Annotated in this window: 13 protein-coding genes and 1 pseudogene; 11 read left to right on the forward strand and 3 right to left on the reverse strand. The window is 62.8% G+C overall.

The window, feature by feature from the left end; translation table 11 throughout:
• Positions 1-17: 17 nt before the first annotated feature.
• The 4 genes and pseudogenes from H1204_RS39505 (at position 18) to H1204_RS39520 (ending at position 5748) form a co-directional block, all read left to right on the forward strand.
• Positions 18-4186 (forward strand): annotated as a pseudogene (locus tag H1204_RS39505) (sulfite reductase subunit alpha).
• 116 nt (positions 4187-4302) lie between these two features.
• Positions 4303-4764, forward strand: coding sequence for a MarR family transcriptional regulator (locus H1204_RS39510; protein WP_131241794.1), 462 nt, complete (start codon positions 4303-4305; stop codon positions 4762-4764).
• A gap of 273 nt (positions 4765-5037) precedes the next feature.
• Positions 5038-5307 (forward strand): hypothetical protein, encoded by a 270-nt coding sequence (locus H1204_RS39515; RefSeq protein ID WP_180734075.1) that lies wholly within the window; start codon positions 5038-5040, stop codon positions 5305-5307.
• Between the two features lie 24 nt (positions 5308-5331).
• Positions 5332-5748 carry an organic hydroperoxide resistance protein gene (locus tag H1204_RS39520; RefSeq protein ID WP_180734076.1) on the forward strand — a complete coding sequence of 139 codons (417 nt, stop codon included), beginning with the start codon at positions 5332-5334 and terminating at the stop codon, positions 5746-5748.
• 60 nt (positions 5749-5808) lie between these two features.
• On the opposite strand, the gene H1204_RS39525 is transcribed toward H1204_RS39520, so the two are convergent.
• Positions 5809-6249, reverse strand: coding sequence for a hypothetical protein (locus H1204_RS39525; protein WP_180734077.1), 441 nt, complete (start codon positions 6247-6249; stop codon positions 5809-5811).
• Positions 6250-6505: 256 nt separating this feature from the next.
• On the opposite strand from H1204_RS39525, the gene H1204_RS39530 reads away from it, so the two are divergent.
• From H1204_RS39530 to H1204_RS39540, 3 genes are all read left to right on the forward strand, one after another.
• On the forward strand, positions 6506-7870 hold the full coding sequence (locus H1204_RS39530; protein ID WP_180734078.1) for a 2-hydroxycarboxylate transporter family protein: 1365 nt from the start codon (positions 6506-6508) through the stop codon (positions 7868-7870).
• Between the two features lie 117 nt (positions 7871-7987).
• Positions 7988-9883: an ATP-binding protein gene (locus H1204_RS39535; RefSeq protein ID WP_180735198.1), complete on the forward strand. Its 1896-nt coding sequence runs from the start codon at positions 7988-7990 to the stop codon at positions 9881-9883.
• Positions 9873-11237: a sigma-54 dependent transcriptional regulator gene (locus H1204_RS39540; RefSeq protein ID WP_180734079.1), complete on the forward strand. Its 1365-nt coding sequence runs from the start codon at positions 9873-9875 to the stop codon at positions 11235-11237. The genes H1204_RS39535 and H1204_RS39540 overlap by 11 nt, the downstream gene beginning before the upstream one ends.
• A gap of 21 nt (positions 11238-11258) precedes the next feature.
• On the opposite strand, the gene cynR is transcribed toward H1204_RS39540, so the two are convergent.
• Entirely contained in the window at positions 11259-12140 is an 882-nt protein-coding gene (gene cynR / locus H1204_RS39545; protein WP_180734080.1) for a transcriptional regulator CynR, read from the reverse strand.
• Between the two features lie 143 nt (positions 12141-12283).
• On the opposite strand from cynR, the gene H1204_RS39550 reads away from it, so the two are divergent.
• Genes H1204_RS39550 through H1204_RS39560 form a run of 3 tightly spaced genes read left to right on the forward strand, consistent with a single transcriptional unit; the run spans position 12284 to position 14005 of the window.
• Positions 12284-12943 carry a carbonic anhydrase gene (locus tag H1204_RS39550; RefSeq protein WP_180734081.1) on the forward strand — a complete coding sequence of 220 codons (660 nt, stop codon included), beginning with the start codon at positions 12284-12286 and terminating at the stop codon, positions 12941-12943.
• Between the two features lie 49 nt (positions 12944-12992).
• The gene (gene cynS, locus H1204_RS39555; protein WP_091781544.1) at positions 12993-13463 is read left to right on the forward strand and encodes a cyanase; all 471 of its coding nucleotides are present in this window, start codon (positions 12993-12995) and stop codon (positions 13461-13463) included.
• 59 nt (positions 13464-13522) lie between these two features.
• A complete protein-coding gene (locus H1204_RS39560) occupies positions 13523-14005 on the forward strand; it encodes a DUF1348 family protein (protein ID WP_180734082.1) in 483 nt (160 codons plus the stop codon).
• 31 nt (positions 14006-14036) lie between these two features.
• Here H1204_RS39560 and H1204_RS39565 read toward each other — a convergent pair whose 3' ends face one another.
• Positions 14037-14828 (reverse strand): EAL domain-containing protein, encoded by a 792-nt coding sequence (locus H1204_RS39565; RefSeq protein ID WP_243468875.1) that lies wholly within the window; start codon positions 14826-14828, stop codon positions 14037-14039.
• 561 nt (positions 14829-15389) lie between these two features.
• Here H1204_RS39565 and H1204_RS39570 point away from each other — a divergent pair.
• Complete coding sequence (locus H1204_RS39570) at positions 15390-17561, forward strand: M1 family metallopeptidase (protein WP_180734083.1); 2172 nt, start codon at positions 15390-15392, stop codon at positions 17559-17561.
• Positions 17562-17569: the final 8 nt, after the last annotated feature.

Consider the following 17569-nt stretch of genomic DNA (forward strand, 5'->3'; position numbering starts at 1 on the left):
CTGAACGGGCTCTGGCGATGGCGTGCGAGAACATCAAGACGGTTTGTCCTTACTGCGGCGTCGGTTGCGGCATGGTGCTGCACGTCGAGGAAGGGCAGGTCGTCAAGATTTCCGGCGACAAGGATCATCCGACCAACTACGGCCGCCTCTGCACGAAAGGTCAGTCGGCGCACGTCGCGCTGCGCAAGTCGGGCCGCCTCGAAAGCGCATTCGAGCGGCGCACGCGCGACGCCGACCCGATTCCCGTTTCCGCCGATCTCGCGATTCCCGACACTGCCCGCCGTCTGCGCGCGATTCTCGACGAGCATGGTCCCGATGCGCTGTCGTTTTATGTGTCGGGCAGATGTCGATCGAGGCGCAGTACCTCGTGAACAAGCTCGCGAAGGGCTTTATCGGCACCAACAACATCGAGTCGAACTCGCGGCTGTGCATGGCGAGCGCGGGCAGCGGCTACAAGCTGTCGCTGGGCGCGGACGGCCCGCCCGGCTCGTATCAGGATTTCGACAAGGCCAATCTGTTCTTCGTGATCGGCGCGAACATGGCCGACTGCCACCCGATCCTCTTTCTGCGCATGATGGATCGCGTGAAAGCGGGCGCGAAGCTGATCGTCGTCGATCCGCGCCGTAACACCACGGCGGACAAGGCGAATCTGTTCATGCAGATCAAGCCGGGCACCGATCTCGCGCTGCTCAATGGACTCTTGCATCTGCTGCATAAGAGCGGCCGTACCGACGCGCGCTTCATCGGCGAGTTCACGGAAGGCTGGGACACGATGCCCGCGTTCCTCGACGACTACACGCCGGAGAAAGTCGCCGCGCTCACGGGCATTCCCGAAGCCGACATCCGCCAGGCCGCGCAATGGATCGGCGACGCGCCCGAGTGGATCAGCTGCTGGACGATGGGCCTGAACCAGAGCACGCACGGCACCTGGAACACGAACGCGATCTGCAATCTGCATCTGGCGACGGGCAAGATCTGCCGCCCCGGCAGCGGCCCGTTCTCGCTGACGGGTCAGCCGAATGCGATGGGCGGACGTGAGATGGGTTACATGGGTCCGGGCCTGCCGGGCCAGCGCTCGGTGCTGGTCGAAGAAGACCGCGCGTTCATCGAAGACCTGTGGCAAGTGCCGCGCGGCACGCTCAAGACGAAGCTCGGCAGCGGCACCGTCGACATGTTCTCGCGCATGGCGGCGGGCGACATCAAGGCATGCTGGATCATCTGCACGAACCCGGTGGCGAGCGTCGCAAACCGGCAGAACGTGATTGCCGGATTGCAGGCCGCTGAACTGGTCATCGCGCAGGACGCGTTCCTCGACACGGAGACCAACCGCTACGCCGACGTATTGCTGCCCGGCGCGCTGTGGGCCGAGGCGGAAGGCGTGATGATCAACTCCGAGCGCAACATGACGCTGATGCAGAAGGCCATCGATCCGCCCGGCGCCGCACTCGCCGACTGGCAGATCATTGCGCGCGTCGCGTGCGAGATGGGCTTCGCGGATGCGTTCACGTATGCGTCGGCGGCCGAGGTGTTCGATGAAATCGTGCGCGTGTCGAATCCGAAAACAGGCTACGACCTGCGCGGCGCGAGCCATGCGCGCCTGCGCGAGACGTCGCTGCAATGGCCGTGCGCGCCCGACGCCGCATCCGACCGCAACCCGCTGCGCTATCTCAACGACGGCGTGAGCCAGACGCTGAAAGTGCTGCCCGACGGCACGCACCCCAAGCTCGTGTTTCCGACCGCGAGCGGCAAGGCGATGTTCTTCGCGCGCCCGCATGTCGATCCCGCCGAGATGCCTGGCGCGGAATTCCCCATCGTCCTGAACACGGGCCGCCTGCAACATCAATGGCACACGATGACGAAGACAGGCAAGGTGCCGATGCTCAACCGGCTGAACCCAGCGCCCTTCGTCGAACTGCATCCGGAAGATGCCGCGTCGCTTGGCGTGCGCGACAAGGACCGCGTCGAGGTTCGCTCGCGGCGTGGACGCGCGGTGCTGCCCGCCGTGGTCACCGAGCGCGTGCGTCCCGGCAACTGCTTTGCGCCGATGCACTGGAACGACGTCTATGGCGACGACCTGTGCATCAACGCGGTGACGAGCGACGCAATCGACGCGATCTCGCAGCAGCCCGAGCTGAAGTTCTGCGCGGTGGCGTTGGCGCGCGTTGAAGCCGATGTCGTCGAAGCCCTGCCACACGACACTGAAGAAGCACCCGCCGTCGCGAACGAAACGTCTGTCGCGATGTCGAGTCAGCCACAGGAACTGGATATGTCCCGTATCGACGCTCTCGCCGCCATGCTCGGCATCACCGACACGCCCGCGCCGACGCTGGACGACGCAGCGCGGCTCTACATGGCGGGCTTTATCAGCGGCTTGCGCTCGTCGCCGGGTGACGCGGGCGGCGTGCCCGTGTTGCCTGCCACCGCGCCGCTGCCCGCGACTACGCGGCTATGGTTCGACGGCATGCTCGCGGGTCTGTTCAGCCGCGCGCCGGAATCCGCCACGGCTCTGACCTCCGTGACGCAACCCGCAGCGGTCGGCGGACCTGCCGTGCGTATCGCGCACGCGCGGCCCAAGGTCGCGCTGCTGTGGGCATCGCAGACGGGCAACATCGAATCGTTGACGGAGCAATACGCGACGCAACTGATGGAGTCCGGCTTCGAGATCCGCATGTCGTGCATGGCGGACATGCCGATTGGCGCGCTCGCGCAGAGCAAGTACGTGCTGCTGATGACGAGCACGTTCGGCGACGGCGACGCACCCGACAACGGGCAGAGCTTCTGGAACGCATTGCAGGCCGACAGCGCGCCGCGCCTCGTCGATCAGCAATACGCGGTGCTCGCGTTCGGCGATCCCAGCTACGACCAGTTCTGCGGCCACGGCCGCAAGCTCGACGATCGCTTCGCCGAACTGGGCGCGAAGCGGCTGCATATGCGCGTCGATTGCGACACGGATTTTCAGCCGGCCGCCGACAGGTGGCTCGAAGCCGTGATCGCGAAGATCAAGGCCGACGACGCATTGCTGTATGAAGTACCCGCGCAAGGCGTGATTCCCGCCGTGCTGCCGGGCGCGACGCCGTCGAAGACGAGTCCCGCCCAGTCGCGGCTCGTCGACAATCTGCGCCTGAATCGCAATGGCTCGAAGGACACGCGCTACTTCTCGCTGGCGATCGGCGATTCGAACCTCGAATACGAAGCGGGCGATGCGTTGGGCGTGTGGCCGAAAAACTGCCCTGCACTCGTCGACGAGCTGATCGATCTGTCGGGCGTGAAGGCGGATGCGTCGGTGCATGTCACGGGTGTCGGCGACATGCGGATCGCCGAAGCACTGGCGCGGCACTATGAAATCGCGCGGCCGAGCGTGGAAGCGCTGCAACTGATCGCATCGCGCAGCCGCAACGATGCGCTGGCGAAGTTGCTTGCCGACGAGCGCAAAGCCGATCTGAAGCAATGGCTGTGGGGCCAGCAGCTTGCCGACGTGCTGCACGAGTTTCCCGCCGATCTGTCGGCCAGCGAGTTGCTCGGTGTGCTCAAGCGTCTGCAGCCGCGGCTTTATTCGATCGCATCGAGCCCGAAGGCGCATGCGGGCGAGGTCCATCTGACGGTGGCCGCCGTGCGCTACAACAACGGCAGGCGCAACCGCAAAGGCGTGTCGTCGACGTTTCTCGCGGATCGCGCGCACGATGTCAGCGTGCCTGTCTTCGTGCAGAAGTCCGCGCATTTCCGTCCGCCGCGCAGTGGCGACACGCCGATGATCATGGTCGGGCCTGGCACGGGCGTCGCGCCGTTTCGCGGCTTCCTGCACGAGCGCAGCGCGCGCGGCGCAACAGGGCGCAACTGGCTCTTCTTCGGCGAGCAGCATGCGGCAACGGACTTCTACTATCGCGACGAACTCGAAAGCATGCAGCAAAGCGGACTGCTGACGCGGCTCGATCTGGCGTTCTCGCGCGATCAGGCCGACAAGGTCTATGTGCAGGACCGGATGCGCGAGCAGGGCGCGCAACTGTGGGCGTGGCTCGAAGAGGGCGCGCACTTCTACGTGTGCGGCGACGCGAGCCGGATGGCGAAGGACGTCGATGCCGCGTTGAAGGAAGTGGTTGCGCAGCACGGCGGGCTCAGCGCGGAGCGCGCGGAAGAATACGTCGGTGCGATGACGAAGGACCGGCGCTACGTGCGGGACGTGTACTGAAGCGGGCGGGCGCCTGCCCGCAACCTTTGCGTCATGTCAAGCATTTCCGATTAAATCGCACACGATGTATAATGCGTTCTTGTAGAGACATCCGTCTCGTGCTAACGAGGACGCAAATGAAGACCACCGCCAAGGCAGAAGACACGAACCCGAAGCTGGCCGACTTCCTGTGCTTTGCCGTTTACTCGGCGAACCTGGCATTCGGCAAGGCTTACAAGCCGATTCTCGAAGAACTGGGACTCACGTACACGCAATACATCACCGTGATTGCGTTGTGGGAAGAGGACCATCAGACCGTCAGCAGTCTCGGTGAAAAACTGTTTCTCGAATCGAACACGCTCACGCCGATTCTGAAGAAGCTCGAAGGGATGGGCTATCTGGAGCGCCAGCGCGATCCGGAAGACGAGCGCCAGGTGCGCGTCAGCCTGACCAAGGCCGGCCGGAAGCTGCGCGAAAAGGCGTTCGGCATGGATCTGGTGGAGGCTTGCGGCCTCACGCCCGACGAGTTCTCCAAGATGCAGAAGTCCGTCGTCACGCTGCGCAACAACCTGATCAAGGCGGTGAGCGAGCAGGACTGAGCAACGCCTGGCGGGGCGCGGCGGCGCGTGCCGCGCCCGTTGACGCGCTTTGCCTGGCGCGTCGCCAAGCCGGATTTCCGGCTTTTTTTTCGACAAATACATCGCACACGATTAAATCGTGCTTGACAGGAAAAATTTTGGGCCTAGAATGCGTCGTACGCGATGCAATCGTGTGCGGTTAAAAGAGTTGGGTGACGTCGACGAGGCGTGATCCGCGGAATTTTCAAAATTTTGGCGCCCTCAGGCGGGTGCCTCCACCTAGCGGAGTTCAACATGAACAAGTTCTTCAAAGTTGCAGTCTGGTTTGCCCTTGGCGTCGCAGCGTCCACTTCGGCCTTCGCGAGCGGCTACGGCCCGGTGCCGCATTACAACCCGCTGCAAGGCGCGCCTGTGTCGCAGCAAGGCCCGAGCGCCATCGTCGCTGACGCAGGGCGTAACGCAGCCGCCAACGACGACATGGGCGGCGTTGCGACCCAGACCGTTCAGTCGGGTCACCGCACCATTTCGAGCGAGTTCGGCGTGTCCACCTTCAAGCATCACTAATTCGCGAGCAGAGGAGAGACCATCGTGGCAAGAATCGACAACGTCCTGTACACCGGCAAGACGCAAACCACGGGCGGCCGCGAAGGCGCGGCGCGCAGCTCGGACGGGCGTCTGGATATCCAGCTTTCGCCGCCGGGGTCGAGCGGCAAGGGCACGAACCCCGAGCAACTGTTCGCGGCAGGCTGGTCGGCGTGTTTCATCGGCGCAATGGGACTGGCGGCGCGCGATCTGAAACTGACGCTGCCCGCCGATACCCACGTGAACGCCGAAGTCGACCTCGGCACGGGCGAGGGCGGCTACTTCCTGCAGGCGCGTCTGAACGTGAGCCTGCCGGGCGTCAGTGCTGATGTGGCGCAGAAGATCGTCGATGCGGCACACCAGACGTGCCCGTATTCGAAGGCAACGCGCGGCAATATCGACGTCGAGATCGCGCTGGTTTGATGTACGCGCCGCGGTGGCTGGTTCGCTGGCGTCCTTCAGACGATGGATGCGGCGGACCGGCTATTGCGCCGTGCCGCCCGATTGCGGCGGCTGCGGGTTGTGGGCGGGATTCGTGTCGTACTTGAACACGCGCTCGATACCCGAATCGCGGTCCAGCGCCAGCGACGAGAGCGCCGCTTCGAGCGAGTCGGCTGTCTCCTTCGCATAGATCTGCTCGTCTTCCACATACACGGTGAAGGAGCGCAGGTATTTCGCTTTTTTCTCCGGGTTTTCGATGGTCTGCCGCGTCCACTCATAGAGCGGGTATGCAGCCGTCCCGATCTCCTCGGCTTCCTTGACGTAATCGGCGAATGCGTCGAACTGGCATTTCAATTCCGCACGATGCCGTTTCAACACGTCATGCAGCGGCGCGTACGACTGCGCAGCCGGATCGGCGCGCAACGCGCCAGCCCGTTCGTCCGAAACGGTGATCCGGATCTGGAACTGCCATGTGTCCTGCATGGTTTTCCCCAATCGAGCGATGCCGCGATTCTAGCGAATGGCTGAACTCTCAGCCTGGGCATCCGTGCCGATTCTGAAGCCTCAGAACGGCGCCGTCTGCGGTCATTTTGCGAGTCGAAAAAACATTTAAAAATCAATCAGTTAAAGATTTTCTCCTTGGCGAAAAAACTGGCATGGGCCTTGCGGTATAGGCGTCCACTGGCCACGGCCATAGACAAGCGATGCCACCCGCGCATCGAGATCAAGGAGACATGCTTTGCAGACCACTTCTCACGCCCACGGCCCTTCGCAGCCGGCGCCCGCGCAGCAACCCGCTGCCAAAACACGCTTCTGGCCGGAAGGCTGGTGGAAGCTGATGGAATACCGGATCGGCATCATTCCGCTGCCCGTCTACTTCATCCTGCTTGCGCTGATCACGGGCTTCGCCGTGACGGGCAAGGTGCCTGGCGAAATTTCGATGGCGATCGCCGTGCTGGCGTTCTTCGGCTTCACCTGTGCCGAACTGGGCAAGCGTCTGCCCATCCTGCGCAACATCGGCGCGGCCGCGATCTGCGCGACCTTCGTGCCGTCCGCGCTCACGTACTACCACCTGCTGCCGAAACCCGTCCTCAACCTGACGACGGAGTTCACCAAGCAGACGAACTTCCTGTACCTGTTCATTGCGTCGATCATCGTCGGCAGCATTTTGAGCATGGACCGGCGCGTGCTGATTCAGGGCTTCATCAAGATCTTCGTGCCGCTGGCGATCGGTTCGATCGCGGCGGCCATCGTCGGCACGGCGGTCGGCGCGATGTTCGGACTCGGCGTGCGCCATACGCTGCTGTATATCGTCGTGCCCATCATGGCGGGCGGCGTCGGCGAGGGTGCGATTCCGCTGTCCATCGGTTATTCGGAAATCATGCATCTGCCGCAGGGCGAACTGTTCGCCCAGGTGCTGCCGCCCGTGATGCTCGGCAGCCTGACGGCGATCGTGCTGGCCGGCGCACTCGACATGCTCGGCAAGCGTCTTCCGCATCTGACGGGCAACGGGCGTCTGCAGGTCGGCGAGAAGGACGAAATGGACCCGGTGAAGGAAGAAATCAGCGGCCATATCGACGTCACGCATATCGCGGCGGCCGGCATCACCGCGATCACGCTCTACCTGCTCGGCCTGATGTGCCGCAATCTGTTCGGTCTGCCCGCGCCCGTCGCGATGCTGTTCCTCGCGGTGCTGGTGAAGCTCGCGCGCGCGGTGTCGCCGCAGTTGCAGGAAGGCGCGTTCGTCGTCTACAAGTTCTTCTCGACGGCCGTCACGTATCCGCTGCTGTTCGCAATTGGTGTGGCGATGACGCCGTGGGACAAGCTGATCGCCGCGTTCACGTTCGCCAATATCGTGACCATCGTCGTGACGGTCGCGACGCTGATGGGCACGGGCTTTGTGGTTGGGCGCTTCCTGAAGATGTACCCTATCGACACCGCGATCGTGAACGCCTGCCACAGCGGCCAGGGCGGCACGGGCGACGTCGCGATCCTGACGGCGGCGAACCGCATGACGCTGATGCCGTTCGCGCAGATCGCCACGCGTATCGGCGGCGCGATCGTGGTGACGCTGACGTTGATCCTGCTCGCGCATTTCGGCTGACGCGTCCGCGCCCGATGCGGCGCGGCGGCGGGCGGCGCGATCAGCTTGCGCCGCCCGTTTTCGTATAAGGTGCCGTGCGTGAGTCCAGCGCAAGCCGGCATCCGGCGTCGGGCATCGATGAGGTTGAATGTGCGCGTGAGAATAAGAGGCATACCATTGTGGGCATGGGCCGCTGCTGGCGCGCTGTATCTCGGCGCGGCGGCCGCGGCCGTCGAATTCGCGTGGGACCGCGCGATCGATGCGCTCGCGCAAGTCGGCGCTCATCGGCTGGACCTGTACGCCGCCGGCCTGAAAAGCGAGCTGGGCCGCTTCGAGATGATGCCCGCCATCGTCGCGCGGCAGGACAGCGTGCGCGCGCTGCTGCGCGCTGGTTCGAGTGCTTCGCCCGAACTGCTGCACGAAGTCAACACGTATCTCGAAGCCGTCAGCGACGACGCGGGCAGTCTCGCCGTCGACGTGATCGACCTGCAAGGCTCGGTGATCGCCGCGAGCAACTGGAACCAGTCGTTCAGCTTCGTCGGCACCAACGTTTCCTATCGGCCGTACTTCAAGGATGCGCTCGCGCACGGCGCGGGGCGCTTCTTCGGCATCGGCACGAACACGGGCATGCCGGGCCTGTACTTCTCGAGCGCCGTGCGCGACGCAGGCAAGCCGATCGGCGCGGCGGCCGTGAAGGTGAGCGTCGATGCGCTCGAAGCGGCATGGCGCACGCCCGGCGAAGCAGCGATGGTGATCGACAGCAACGGCGTGATCGTCATCTCGACGGTGCCCGCGTGGAAGTTCACCGCGTTCCGGCCGATCACCGCGCAGCAGCAGCGCGATATTCAGGCTTCGCGTCAATACGCGGGCCGCAACGTCGACGCGCTGCTTTATCGGCGGGTCGCCGACTGGGACGGCACGGCGTGGCTTGGACGCTTTCCCGACTGGCGGCGCGCGGGCCGGACCACGCAGTTTCTCGTGATGTCGCGGAGCGCGCCGCAAGCGGGCGACTCGATCACGGTGTTGCTCGACGTTGCCGCCGCGCGGCGTCAGCAGCAGATTGCGCTCGCGTTCGTGACGGGCGCGTTTCTGATCGCCGGGTTGTATGCGCTGTACGCGACCCAGCGGCGCCGCACCATTGCCGAAAAGCTCAAGGCACAGGACGCATTGCGCCTCGCGAACGACCGGCTGGAAATGACCGTCGCGCAACGCACGGCCGCGCTCGTGGAAACCAATGAACGGATGAAGCAGGAGATCGTCGAGCGCAAGCGGACCGAACAGCGTCTGCGCGACTCGCAGCAGGAAGTCGTGCATGCGGGCAAGCTCGCCGTGCTCGGGCAGATGGCCGCGGGCCTCACGCACGAGCTGAACCAGCCGCTCGTCGCGATTCGCACGTTGTGCGACAACGCGCGCACGTTCTTCGAGCGCAATCAGCCGGCGCAGGCGGTGGCGAATCTGGAGCGCGTGGCGAAACTCGTCGACAGCATGGCCGTGCTGACGGGCGAGTTGAAAACCTTCGCGCGCAAGCCGGATGTCGAGCGGGTGGCGGTGTCGCTGAGCGAAGCGGTCGCGCACGCGCGGCTGATCTACGAAGCGCGCATCCGCGACGAAGGCGTGCAGCTCGACGTGAAGATTCCGGCGGGCACGACGGTGTGGGCGGAATCGAGCCAGTTGCAGCAGGTGATCGTCAATCTGCTGGGCAACGCGCTCGACGCCGTGCGCAACGAACCAAGACGTGTCATCACGATTGCCGCCGCCGATCCCGACGCGCGCGAGCGCGTGCTGTTCACGATCGCGGACAGCGGCCCCGGCATCGCGCCCGACGTGCTCGCGCATCTGTTCGAGCCGTTCGTGACGACCAAGCCGCGCGGGCAAGGCCTCGGCCTCGGGCTCGCCATCTCGTCGCGTATCGTCGAAGGTTTCGGGGCGAAGATTTCCGCTGCGAATCTTGCAGACAGCGGCGCGGACGGCGGCGCACAATTCACTATCGAATTCGCGGCGGCAACGTCGCAGAGGGTGGTTCATGGGAGATGACATTCGCGTGCTCGTCGTCGAGGACGATGAGAACGTTCGCTTCGGCGTCGAGCAGGCTGTGGCGTTGGCGGGATTTCCTGTCAGCGCGTTTGCATCGGCGGCGCAGGCGCTGGCCGACGTCGCGCCGGGTGCGCCGCTCGTGATCGTGTCGGATGTTCGGATGCCGGGCATCGACGGATTGCAGCTGCTCGACAAGGTGATGGCGATCGACTCGCAGATTCCCGTCGTGCTGATCAGCGGGCATGCCGATATCTCGACGGCCGTGGGCGCGATGCAGGTCGGCGCGTACGACTTCATCGAGAAGCCTTTTTCGTCCGACCATATTGCGGGGCGCGTCGCGCGCGCGGTCGAGAAGCGGCGCCTCACGCTCGAAGTGCAGGGCTTGCGGGCGGCGCTCGACAACTGGCAAGGCATCGAGGCGCTGGTGCTCGGCAAGTCGCCCGCTATTGCCGAAGTGCGCAAGAAGATTCTGCGGCTCGCCGACACGTCGGTCTCGGTGCTGATTACGGGCGAAACGGGCACAGGTAAGGAACTGATCGCGCGCAGCCTGCACGACTTTGGCGGACGGCGTGACAAGCACTTCGTCGCGCTGAACTGCGGCGGCCTGCCGGAACAGATTTTCGAAAGCGAGCTGTTTGGGCACGAAGCGGGTGCGTTCACGGGCGCGATCAAGAAGCGTGTCGGCAAGATCGAATGGGCGCACGGCGGCACGCTGTTTCTCGACGAAATCGAAACCATGCCGGTCGCGCTGCAGATCAAGATGCTGCGCGTGCTGCAGGAACGCACGCTGGAGCGGCTCGGCGCGAACGAGTCGATCTCCGTCGATTGCCGGGTGATCGCCGCGTCCAAGGCCGATCTGACGGCGCTTTCAGCCGACGGGCGCTTTCGCTCGGACCTGTTGTACCGGCTGAACGTCGCGCAGATCGAACTGCCGCCGTTGCGCGAGCGCCGCGAAGACGTGCCGCTGCTGTTCGAGCATTTCGCATTGGCGGCCGCGCGCCGCTTCGGACAACCGGCGCCCGTCGTGTCGGCTTCGCAGGTGTCGGAACTGATGACGCACGCGTGGCCCGGCAACGTGCGCGAGTTGCAGAACGTCGCGGACCGCTTCGTGCTCGGTCTCACGGGCGACAGTCTGCTGGCGGAAGCCGGCAGCACAACAGTCAAGGGCGGCACGCTCGCCGATCAGCTTGCATACTTCGAGCGCATGCTGATCGAGGACATGCTGCGGCGTCACCACGGCAACGTCGCGGAAGCGAGCGAGGCGCTCGGCATGCCGAAGAAGACGCTGTATCACAAGCTTCGCCAGTTGAAGATCGCTGCGCGCGATGCGCAGGGCGAAGAGATCGACACGTAGCGTTTGTTTTATCCGGCGTTTTCAGCGCTTGATACTTTCCATCAACACCTGCACGAAAGCCTTGCTCGCCGCCGTGCGATACGCGTCCCTACGCTGCAGCAGTGCGGCCGTGCGCGCGGGCAGCGGCGGATCGAGCGGCACGGGCCGCAGTTCGGCATGCTCGCGCGCGATGCCGTCGGGCAGCACGGTCGCAAGCTGGCCGTGACGCACGATCTCGACGATCGCGCTGATCGAATTCACCTCGATGGCAACCTGCGGGCGAACGCGATACCGCGCGCTGTATTCGTCGATATAGCGGCGCGTCGCGAATGCCTTGTTCAGCAGCACCAGCGGTTCCTTCGCAAAATCCTGCGCGGAAAGCGGCTTGCGGCGCGACGCCCGCGCATGGCCGCCGCCGACCACGAGGCTCAGCGTCTCCTGAAACAGCGGCTGGCTTTCGATTTCCGCCGCGTACACCGGCTCGAACGCGATGCCGGCATCGAGCTTGTCGTCGGCGAGTTGGGCTTCGATCTGGTCCTGTGTCATTTCCTGAATCTCGATCGCGATGCCGGGATGCGACGCATAGAAGCGATCAATGACAGGCCCCACCAGATACGCCGTGAACGTCGGCGTGACGGCAAGACGCAGATTGCCGCGGCTCAGTTCGCCGACATCGTGGATGGCCCTCACGCCTGCATCGAGGTCCTGTAGCGCGAGCTTGGCGTAGCGCATCCATGCCACGCCCGCATCCGTCAGTTGCACGGTTCGACCCGAGCGGTCGAGCAGCTGCGTGCGCAGCGTGTCTTCCAGTTGCCTGATCTGTTGCGACAGCGTGGGCTGCGAAACATGCAGCGCCTCGGCGGCGCGCGTGAAATTGCGGTGCTCCGCGACGGCCAGAAAATAGCGGATATGACGTAGCAGCATGTCTGCCCCTGTCGGGTAACTATTGGTGTCGCCTATAGCCACAATCATAAACCGGTCTTGGACACTATGATTGATCGCGTCCATTCTTTGTTCAACGCAGCGCAACGCAACCCAACGCACTGAGCGACTGAATGGAGCGAATCATGCAAGAGATCATCGACGGTTTTCTGAAGTTTCAGCGCGACGTCTTTCCGGCGCGCAAAGAGTTGTTCCGCAAGCTGGCCACCAGCCAGACGCCGCGAACGTTGTTCATCTCGTGTTCGGACAGCCGGATGGTGCCCGAACTGGTCACGCAGCGCGAACCGGGCGACCTGTTCGTGATCCGCAATGCCGGCAACATCGTGCCTTCGTTCGGGCCGGAGCCTGGCGGCGTGTCGGCCACGGTCGAGTATGCGGTGGCCGCGCTGGGCGTTACCGACGTTGTGATCTGTGGCCATTCGGATTGCGGCGCGATGACGGCCGTTGCGACGTGCAAGTGCCTCGATCACATGCCCGCCGTCGCAAACTGGTTGCGCTACGCCGATTCGGCGAAGCTCGTCAACGAATCGCGCGATCATGCAGACGAGCGCGAACGCGTCGATTCGATGGTGCGTGAGAACGTGATCGCGCAACTCAACAATCTCAAGACCCATCCGTCCGTGGCGCTGGCACTCGCGCAGGGCCGCCTGAAACTGCATGGCTGGGTCTATGACATCGAATCCGGTTCCATCGATGCGCTCGACAGCACGACACGTCAGTTCGTTTCGCTGGCCGAGCATCCGGATGTCAACGCGACGCGTGAGGAATGCGTCGCAGCGTTTTGATTTTCGCCTCGTCGTTATTCCCAGCCTCACTCATTCAAGGAGCAACACCATGACCCAATCGCAAACCACCCCGCACGCACGCGAAGCCCTGACCGAAATCATCATCGACGCGAAGACGCGCAAGAACCTGACGTTCGAAGCGATCAACGAAGGCACGGGCCTGAGCGTCGCGTACACGACGGCCGCGCTGCTCGGCCAGCACGCACTGCCGGAGAAGGCGGCGAAGCTGGTTGCCGAACGTCTCGGACTCGACGACGACGCGGTCCGTCTGCTGCAGACCATCCCCGTGCGTGGCAGCATTCCCGGAGGCGTGCCGACCGATCCGACCATCTACCGCTTCTACGAAATGGTGCAGGTGTATGGCACGACGTTGAAGGCGCTGGTTCACGAGCAGTTCGGCGACGGCATCATCAGCGCGATCAACTTCAAGCTCGATATTCAGAAGGTGCCGGACCCCGAAGGCGGCGAGCGAGCCATCATCACGCTCAACGGCAAGTATCTGCCGACCAAGCCTTTCTGATTTCCTCCGTCCCGCACGAACCAAAGCACGGCAACAGACCTCGTAAAAGGAGAGTCGACATGTCTACGCAACAACAGGAAATTCGTCCGCCGCTTCCTCCGTTCACGCTGGAAACGGCCAAAGAGAAAGTGCGCCTCGCGGAAGACGGCTGGAACTCGCGCGATGCGGCGAAGGTCGCGCTTGCCTATTCGCTCGATACGAAGTGGCGTAACCGCGCGGAGTTCGCAAACAACCGCGCCGAGGCGCAGGCATTTCTGGAGCGCAAGTGGCGCAAGGAATTCGAGTATCGGCTGATCAAGGAGTTGTGGGCGTTCGGCGGCAATCGCATCGCGGTGCGCTACGCGTATGAATGGCGCGACGATGCGGGCAACTGGTTCCGTTCGTATGGCAACGAGAACTGGGAGTTCGGCGAAGACGGTCTGATGCAACGCCGCTTTGCGTGCATCAACGACATGCCGATCAAGGAGTCTGAGCGCAAGTTTCATTGGCCCCTGGGCCGTCGTCCCGACGGTCACCCAGGCTTGAGCGACCTCGGCCTTTGAGCGCGAAGCGCACGTGTCACGCCTGACATGCTCAAGGCGTGACGCGTGTTTTCGTCTTGAGAGGGTTAGTGCTGGTAGTCACGAAGAGTTGCGAGATGGGCTCGGGGCGCTGGTAGAAATAGCCTTGACCGAACGGGATGCCCAGGCTGCGCAGCGCCTCGTGCTGCGATTCCGTTTCGACGCCTTCGGCAACGACCTCCATCCCATAGTGTTTCGACACGGCGGCAATCGCGCGTATCAGTTCGCGGCCTTGCCGGTCGACTTGCCGCACGAACTGGCCATCGATTTTCACGTAGTCGAACGGAAAGCGGCCGAGCAGATCGAGGTTGCTGTGCTGCGTGCCGAAATCGTCGATGGCGAATTGAACGCCATGCGCCTTCAGGCTGTTGAAGATCGCCTCGGTGCGAGGATGCTTCTGCAGCAGAAAGCGTTCGGTCACTTCGAGCACGAGCGTGATGTCGTCGGGCAGTTTGTCGTTTGCGGCTAGAACGTCCGCGACGAAGCCCTTGCGCTCCAGATCCATTGGCGCGATGTTGACGGCGATGCGCAATGGGCGGATGTCCGTCGTTTGCGCAATGTCCTCTGTCGCGCGTTGCGGCGCAAAGCGGGTGACGCTCGCCAGCAGGCTGCTGCTTTCCACTTCCGTCATGAACGCACTGGGGCTCACGGGTCCCCATTTCGGATGCGTCCAGCGTATCAGTGCCTCGACGCCCGTCACGCGGCGCGTGGCGATCTCGACCACGGGTTGATGCGCGATATAGCATGCGAACCATTCGCAAACGGCGCTCCGAATCATCAGTGCGTATTGCCATTCGAATGGCATTCCTGATCAATTGACGGACATGTTATTCGTTGGAATGCATATTTTTAATGCTATTCGCCGAATTAGCCGATTCGGGAAATAAAGCGAGAATCGATTTATGTCTTTTATGGAAAACCCTTATGTCAGTTTATGCGAAATAAATGCCAATGCGAGAATTCGTTCCAAATCGATTTTACTCATCATGCATAGTAGAAATATTCGAGAAATATTTTGTAATGAAAGTTGACACGCTGACGTTTGCCCAACTAATCTACCGTCCATCGTAAGCTGATAGTCATTCACAACGGGCGCATCAAATTATTATCGCGCGCGTGGTCAGCCCTTCGAGTCTGTGCGCGTGGCGTCCGCCACGCGTCGCTGTCGTGCCGTAATTTTTTCTCTAGTTCACGTTTTATAAATGTAAATATCAGCGAATTGGGCTGAGGCTTGTTTTCGTCTGTTTATTGCGATTCTTTCATTCGCCTTGAAGCGCGTGGGGGAGACCTTTTTCGCGATTTTTAATAATAAAAAGAGACGCATAACCATACATTTCCAGAACTGCTTTATCCGATAGGACGAACCATGCGACCATATTTTCGGTTAAAGGCGCAGTGCCTGTTGCTGGCTGCGATACTGGTATTGAGTGCATGTGGTGGTGGAGACGATGGAGGTCTGGCTTCGAGCAAGTCCGCCCAGGTGGGCGCGACGGCACCGGCGTCACAGCCTGCGCTCGCGGCGCCGGACTCGCCTATCGTCGCCGATACGTCGATCAACAAGTCGGTGCCGCCCGTCGAGTTGCCCGACACCGTGAAGCCGATCAACTACAAGCTGTGGTTCCGGCCTAACCCGGATCTGAACGCGTTCGACGGCCGCGCCGATGTCGAGATCCAGGTCACGAAGAACATCAATCAGATCGTCATTGCCGGGCATCGCATCAAGTTCGTCAACGGCAAGACGACGCTGCAGCCGGGCAACATCCAGCTGATCGCGACGCCGCAGGACGACGGCGACTTCTACCAGCTGCGCCCCGTCAGCGGTCAGATTCATCCCGGCAACTACTCGCTGCATATGGAGTGGTCGGGCATCATCAACTTCAAGACCTACGACGACCCCGCCACGAAAACAGGCGGCAGTTGCGGCGACGATCCGTATCCCGGCTGCTCCGCGGCGGAAGGCGTGTTCCGCGTCGATCTGAAGTCGACGGACGGCACGACGAGCGGCGCGATCCTCACGCAAGGCGAAACCAACCTCGCGCGCCAATGGTTCCCGGGCTGGGACGAGCCGGCATTCCGCATGACGTATGAGGTGTCGGCGGAAGTGCCGCAGAACTGGCGCGTCGTGTCGAATGCGGCGGAGAAGCCGTCCGTCAATGTGGATAGCGGCTACAAGCGCGTCACGTTCGACAAGACCCCGCCGATGCCGCAATACCTGCTGTTCTTCGGCGGCGGTATGTTCGATACACTCGAAGACGACTTCACGAGCCCGCTGAAGGACGGCAAGAATCTGCATTTGCGGATCTTCACGCCGCCGGGGATGCGCGACTGGGCCGTGCCCGCGATGCAGCAGACCAAGCAGGCGCTCGACTACTACTACCGCTATACGGGCATCCCGTTGCCGCTGACGAAGTTCGACACGATCGCCGCGAACGATGCGTTCAAGGAGCAGAAGGACCTGAACTTCGGCGGGATGGAGAACTGGGGCGCCATTCTCGAATTCGCCGACGACATTCTTCCGCCGCCCGGCACGCCGATGTCCGACTACGGCGTGACGGTGTTGACGCACGAGGCTGCGCACCAGTGGTTCGGCGATCTCGTGACGCTCGACTGGTGGGACGACGTGTGGATGAACGAATCGTTCGCGACGTATTTCGAGAACAAGACGAAGATTCTGTTCTTCCCCGATCGTTTCAGCTGGGTCGACGAGGTGAAGACCAAGTACGCGGTGATGTCGCGCGACCTGCGAAATACGTCGTTCCCGGTGCAGCCGAACTTCAACGACTGGGCATCGAATGATTTCGTGTTGAGCGCCAGCCCGTTCACGTACGACAAAGGCGGCATCGTGCTGAAGATGCTCGAGAACTATCTCGGCGATGGCGTGATGCGCAGGGGTCTGCAGTCGTATCTGGCCGACTACTCACTCGGCAACTCGACGCCCAAGCGTCTGTGGGACGAGCTTGCGAAGGTGAGCGGCGAGCCGATGGTCGCCATCGGCGACAGCTTCGTGCGGCAAACGGGCGTGCCGCTGGTATCGCTCGATACGCAGTGCGATCTGACGAGCAATCAGACGGTCGTTACGCTCAGGCAGTCGCCGTATCCGAACCAGAATCTGTATCCGGGCATTCAATGGACGGTGCCGTTGACGCTCGCTTACGGTGAAGGTCTCGCGCGGCGCAAGACGGTTGCGCTGAAGGACGCGCAGATGCAGGTGCGGGTCAACGGTTGTTCGGCCGTCGTCGCGGACCCGAGCGGGCTCGATTACTACGTGACGAACTACGGCGACAACGCATGGAGCCAACTGCTCGCGCAGAGCAGCGCGTTGACCGATCCCGTTTTGCTGACCAACCTGCAGATGGAAGCGAAGATGCTCGTGAATTCGGGCCTGGCCGACCCTTCACGCGCGACGACGATCGGCTCGATCACGCCGCCCGTCAGCGCGATGGCACGCCGTCAGTTACTGGTGACGCCGCAGGCAGAAACGGTTCGTCCGACGCTGCGTTATCAGGGCAAGCTGAAGCCGCGTAACAAGACGGAATAACGTCGCTC

Origin of the sequence: Paraburkholderia sp. PGU19 (assembly GCF_013426915.1) — a bacterium.
In the GTDB taxonomy this organism is placed as follows: domain Bacteria; phylum Pseudomonadota; class Gammaproteobacteria; order Burkholderiales; family Burkholderiaceae; genus Paraburkholderia.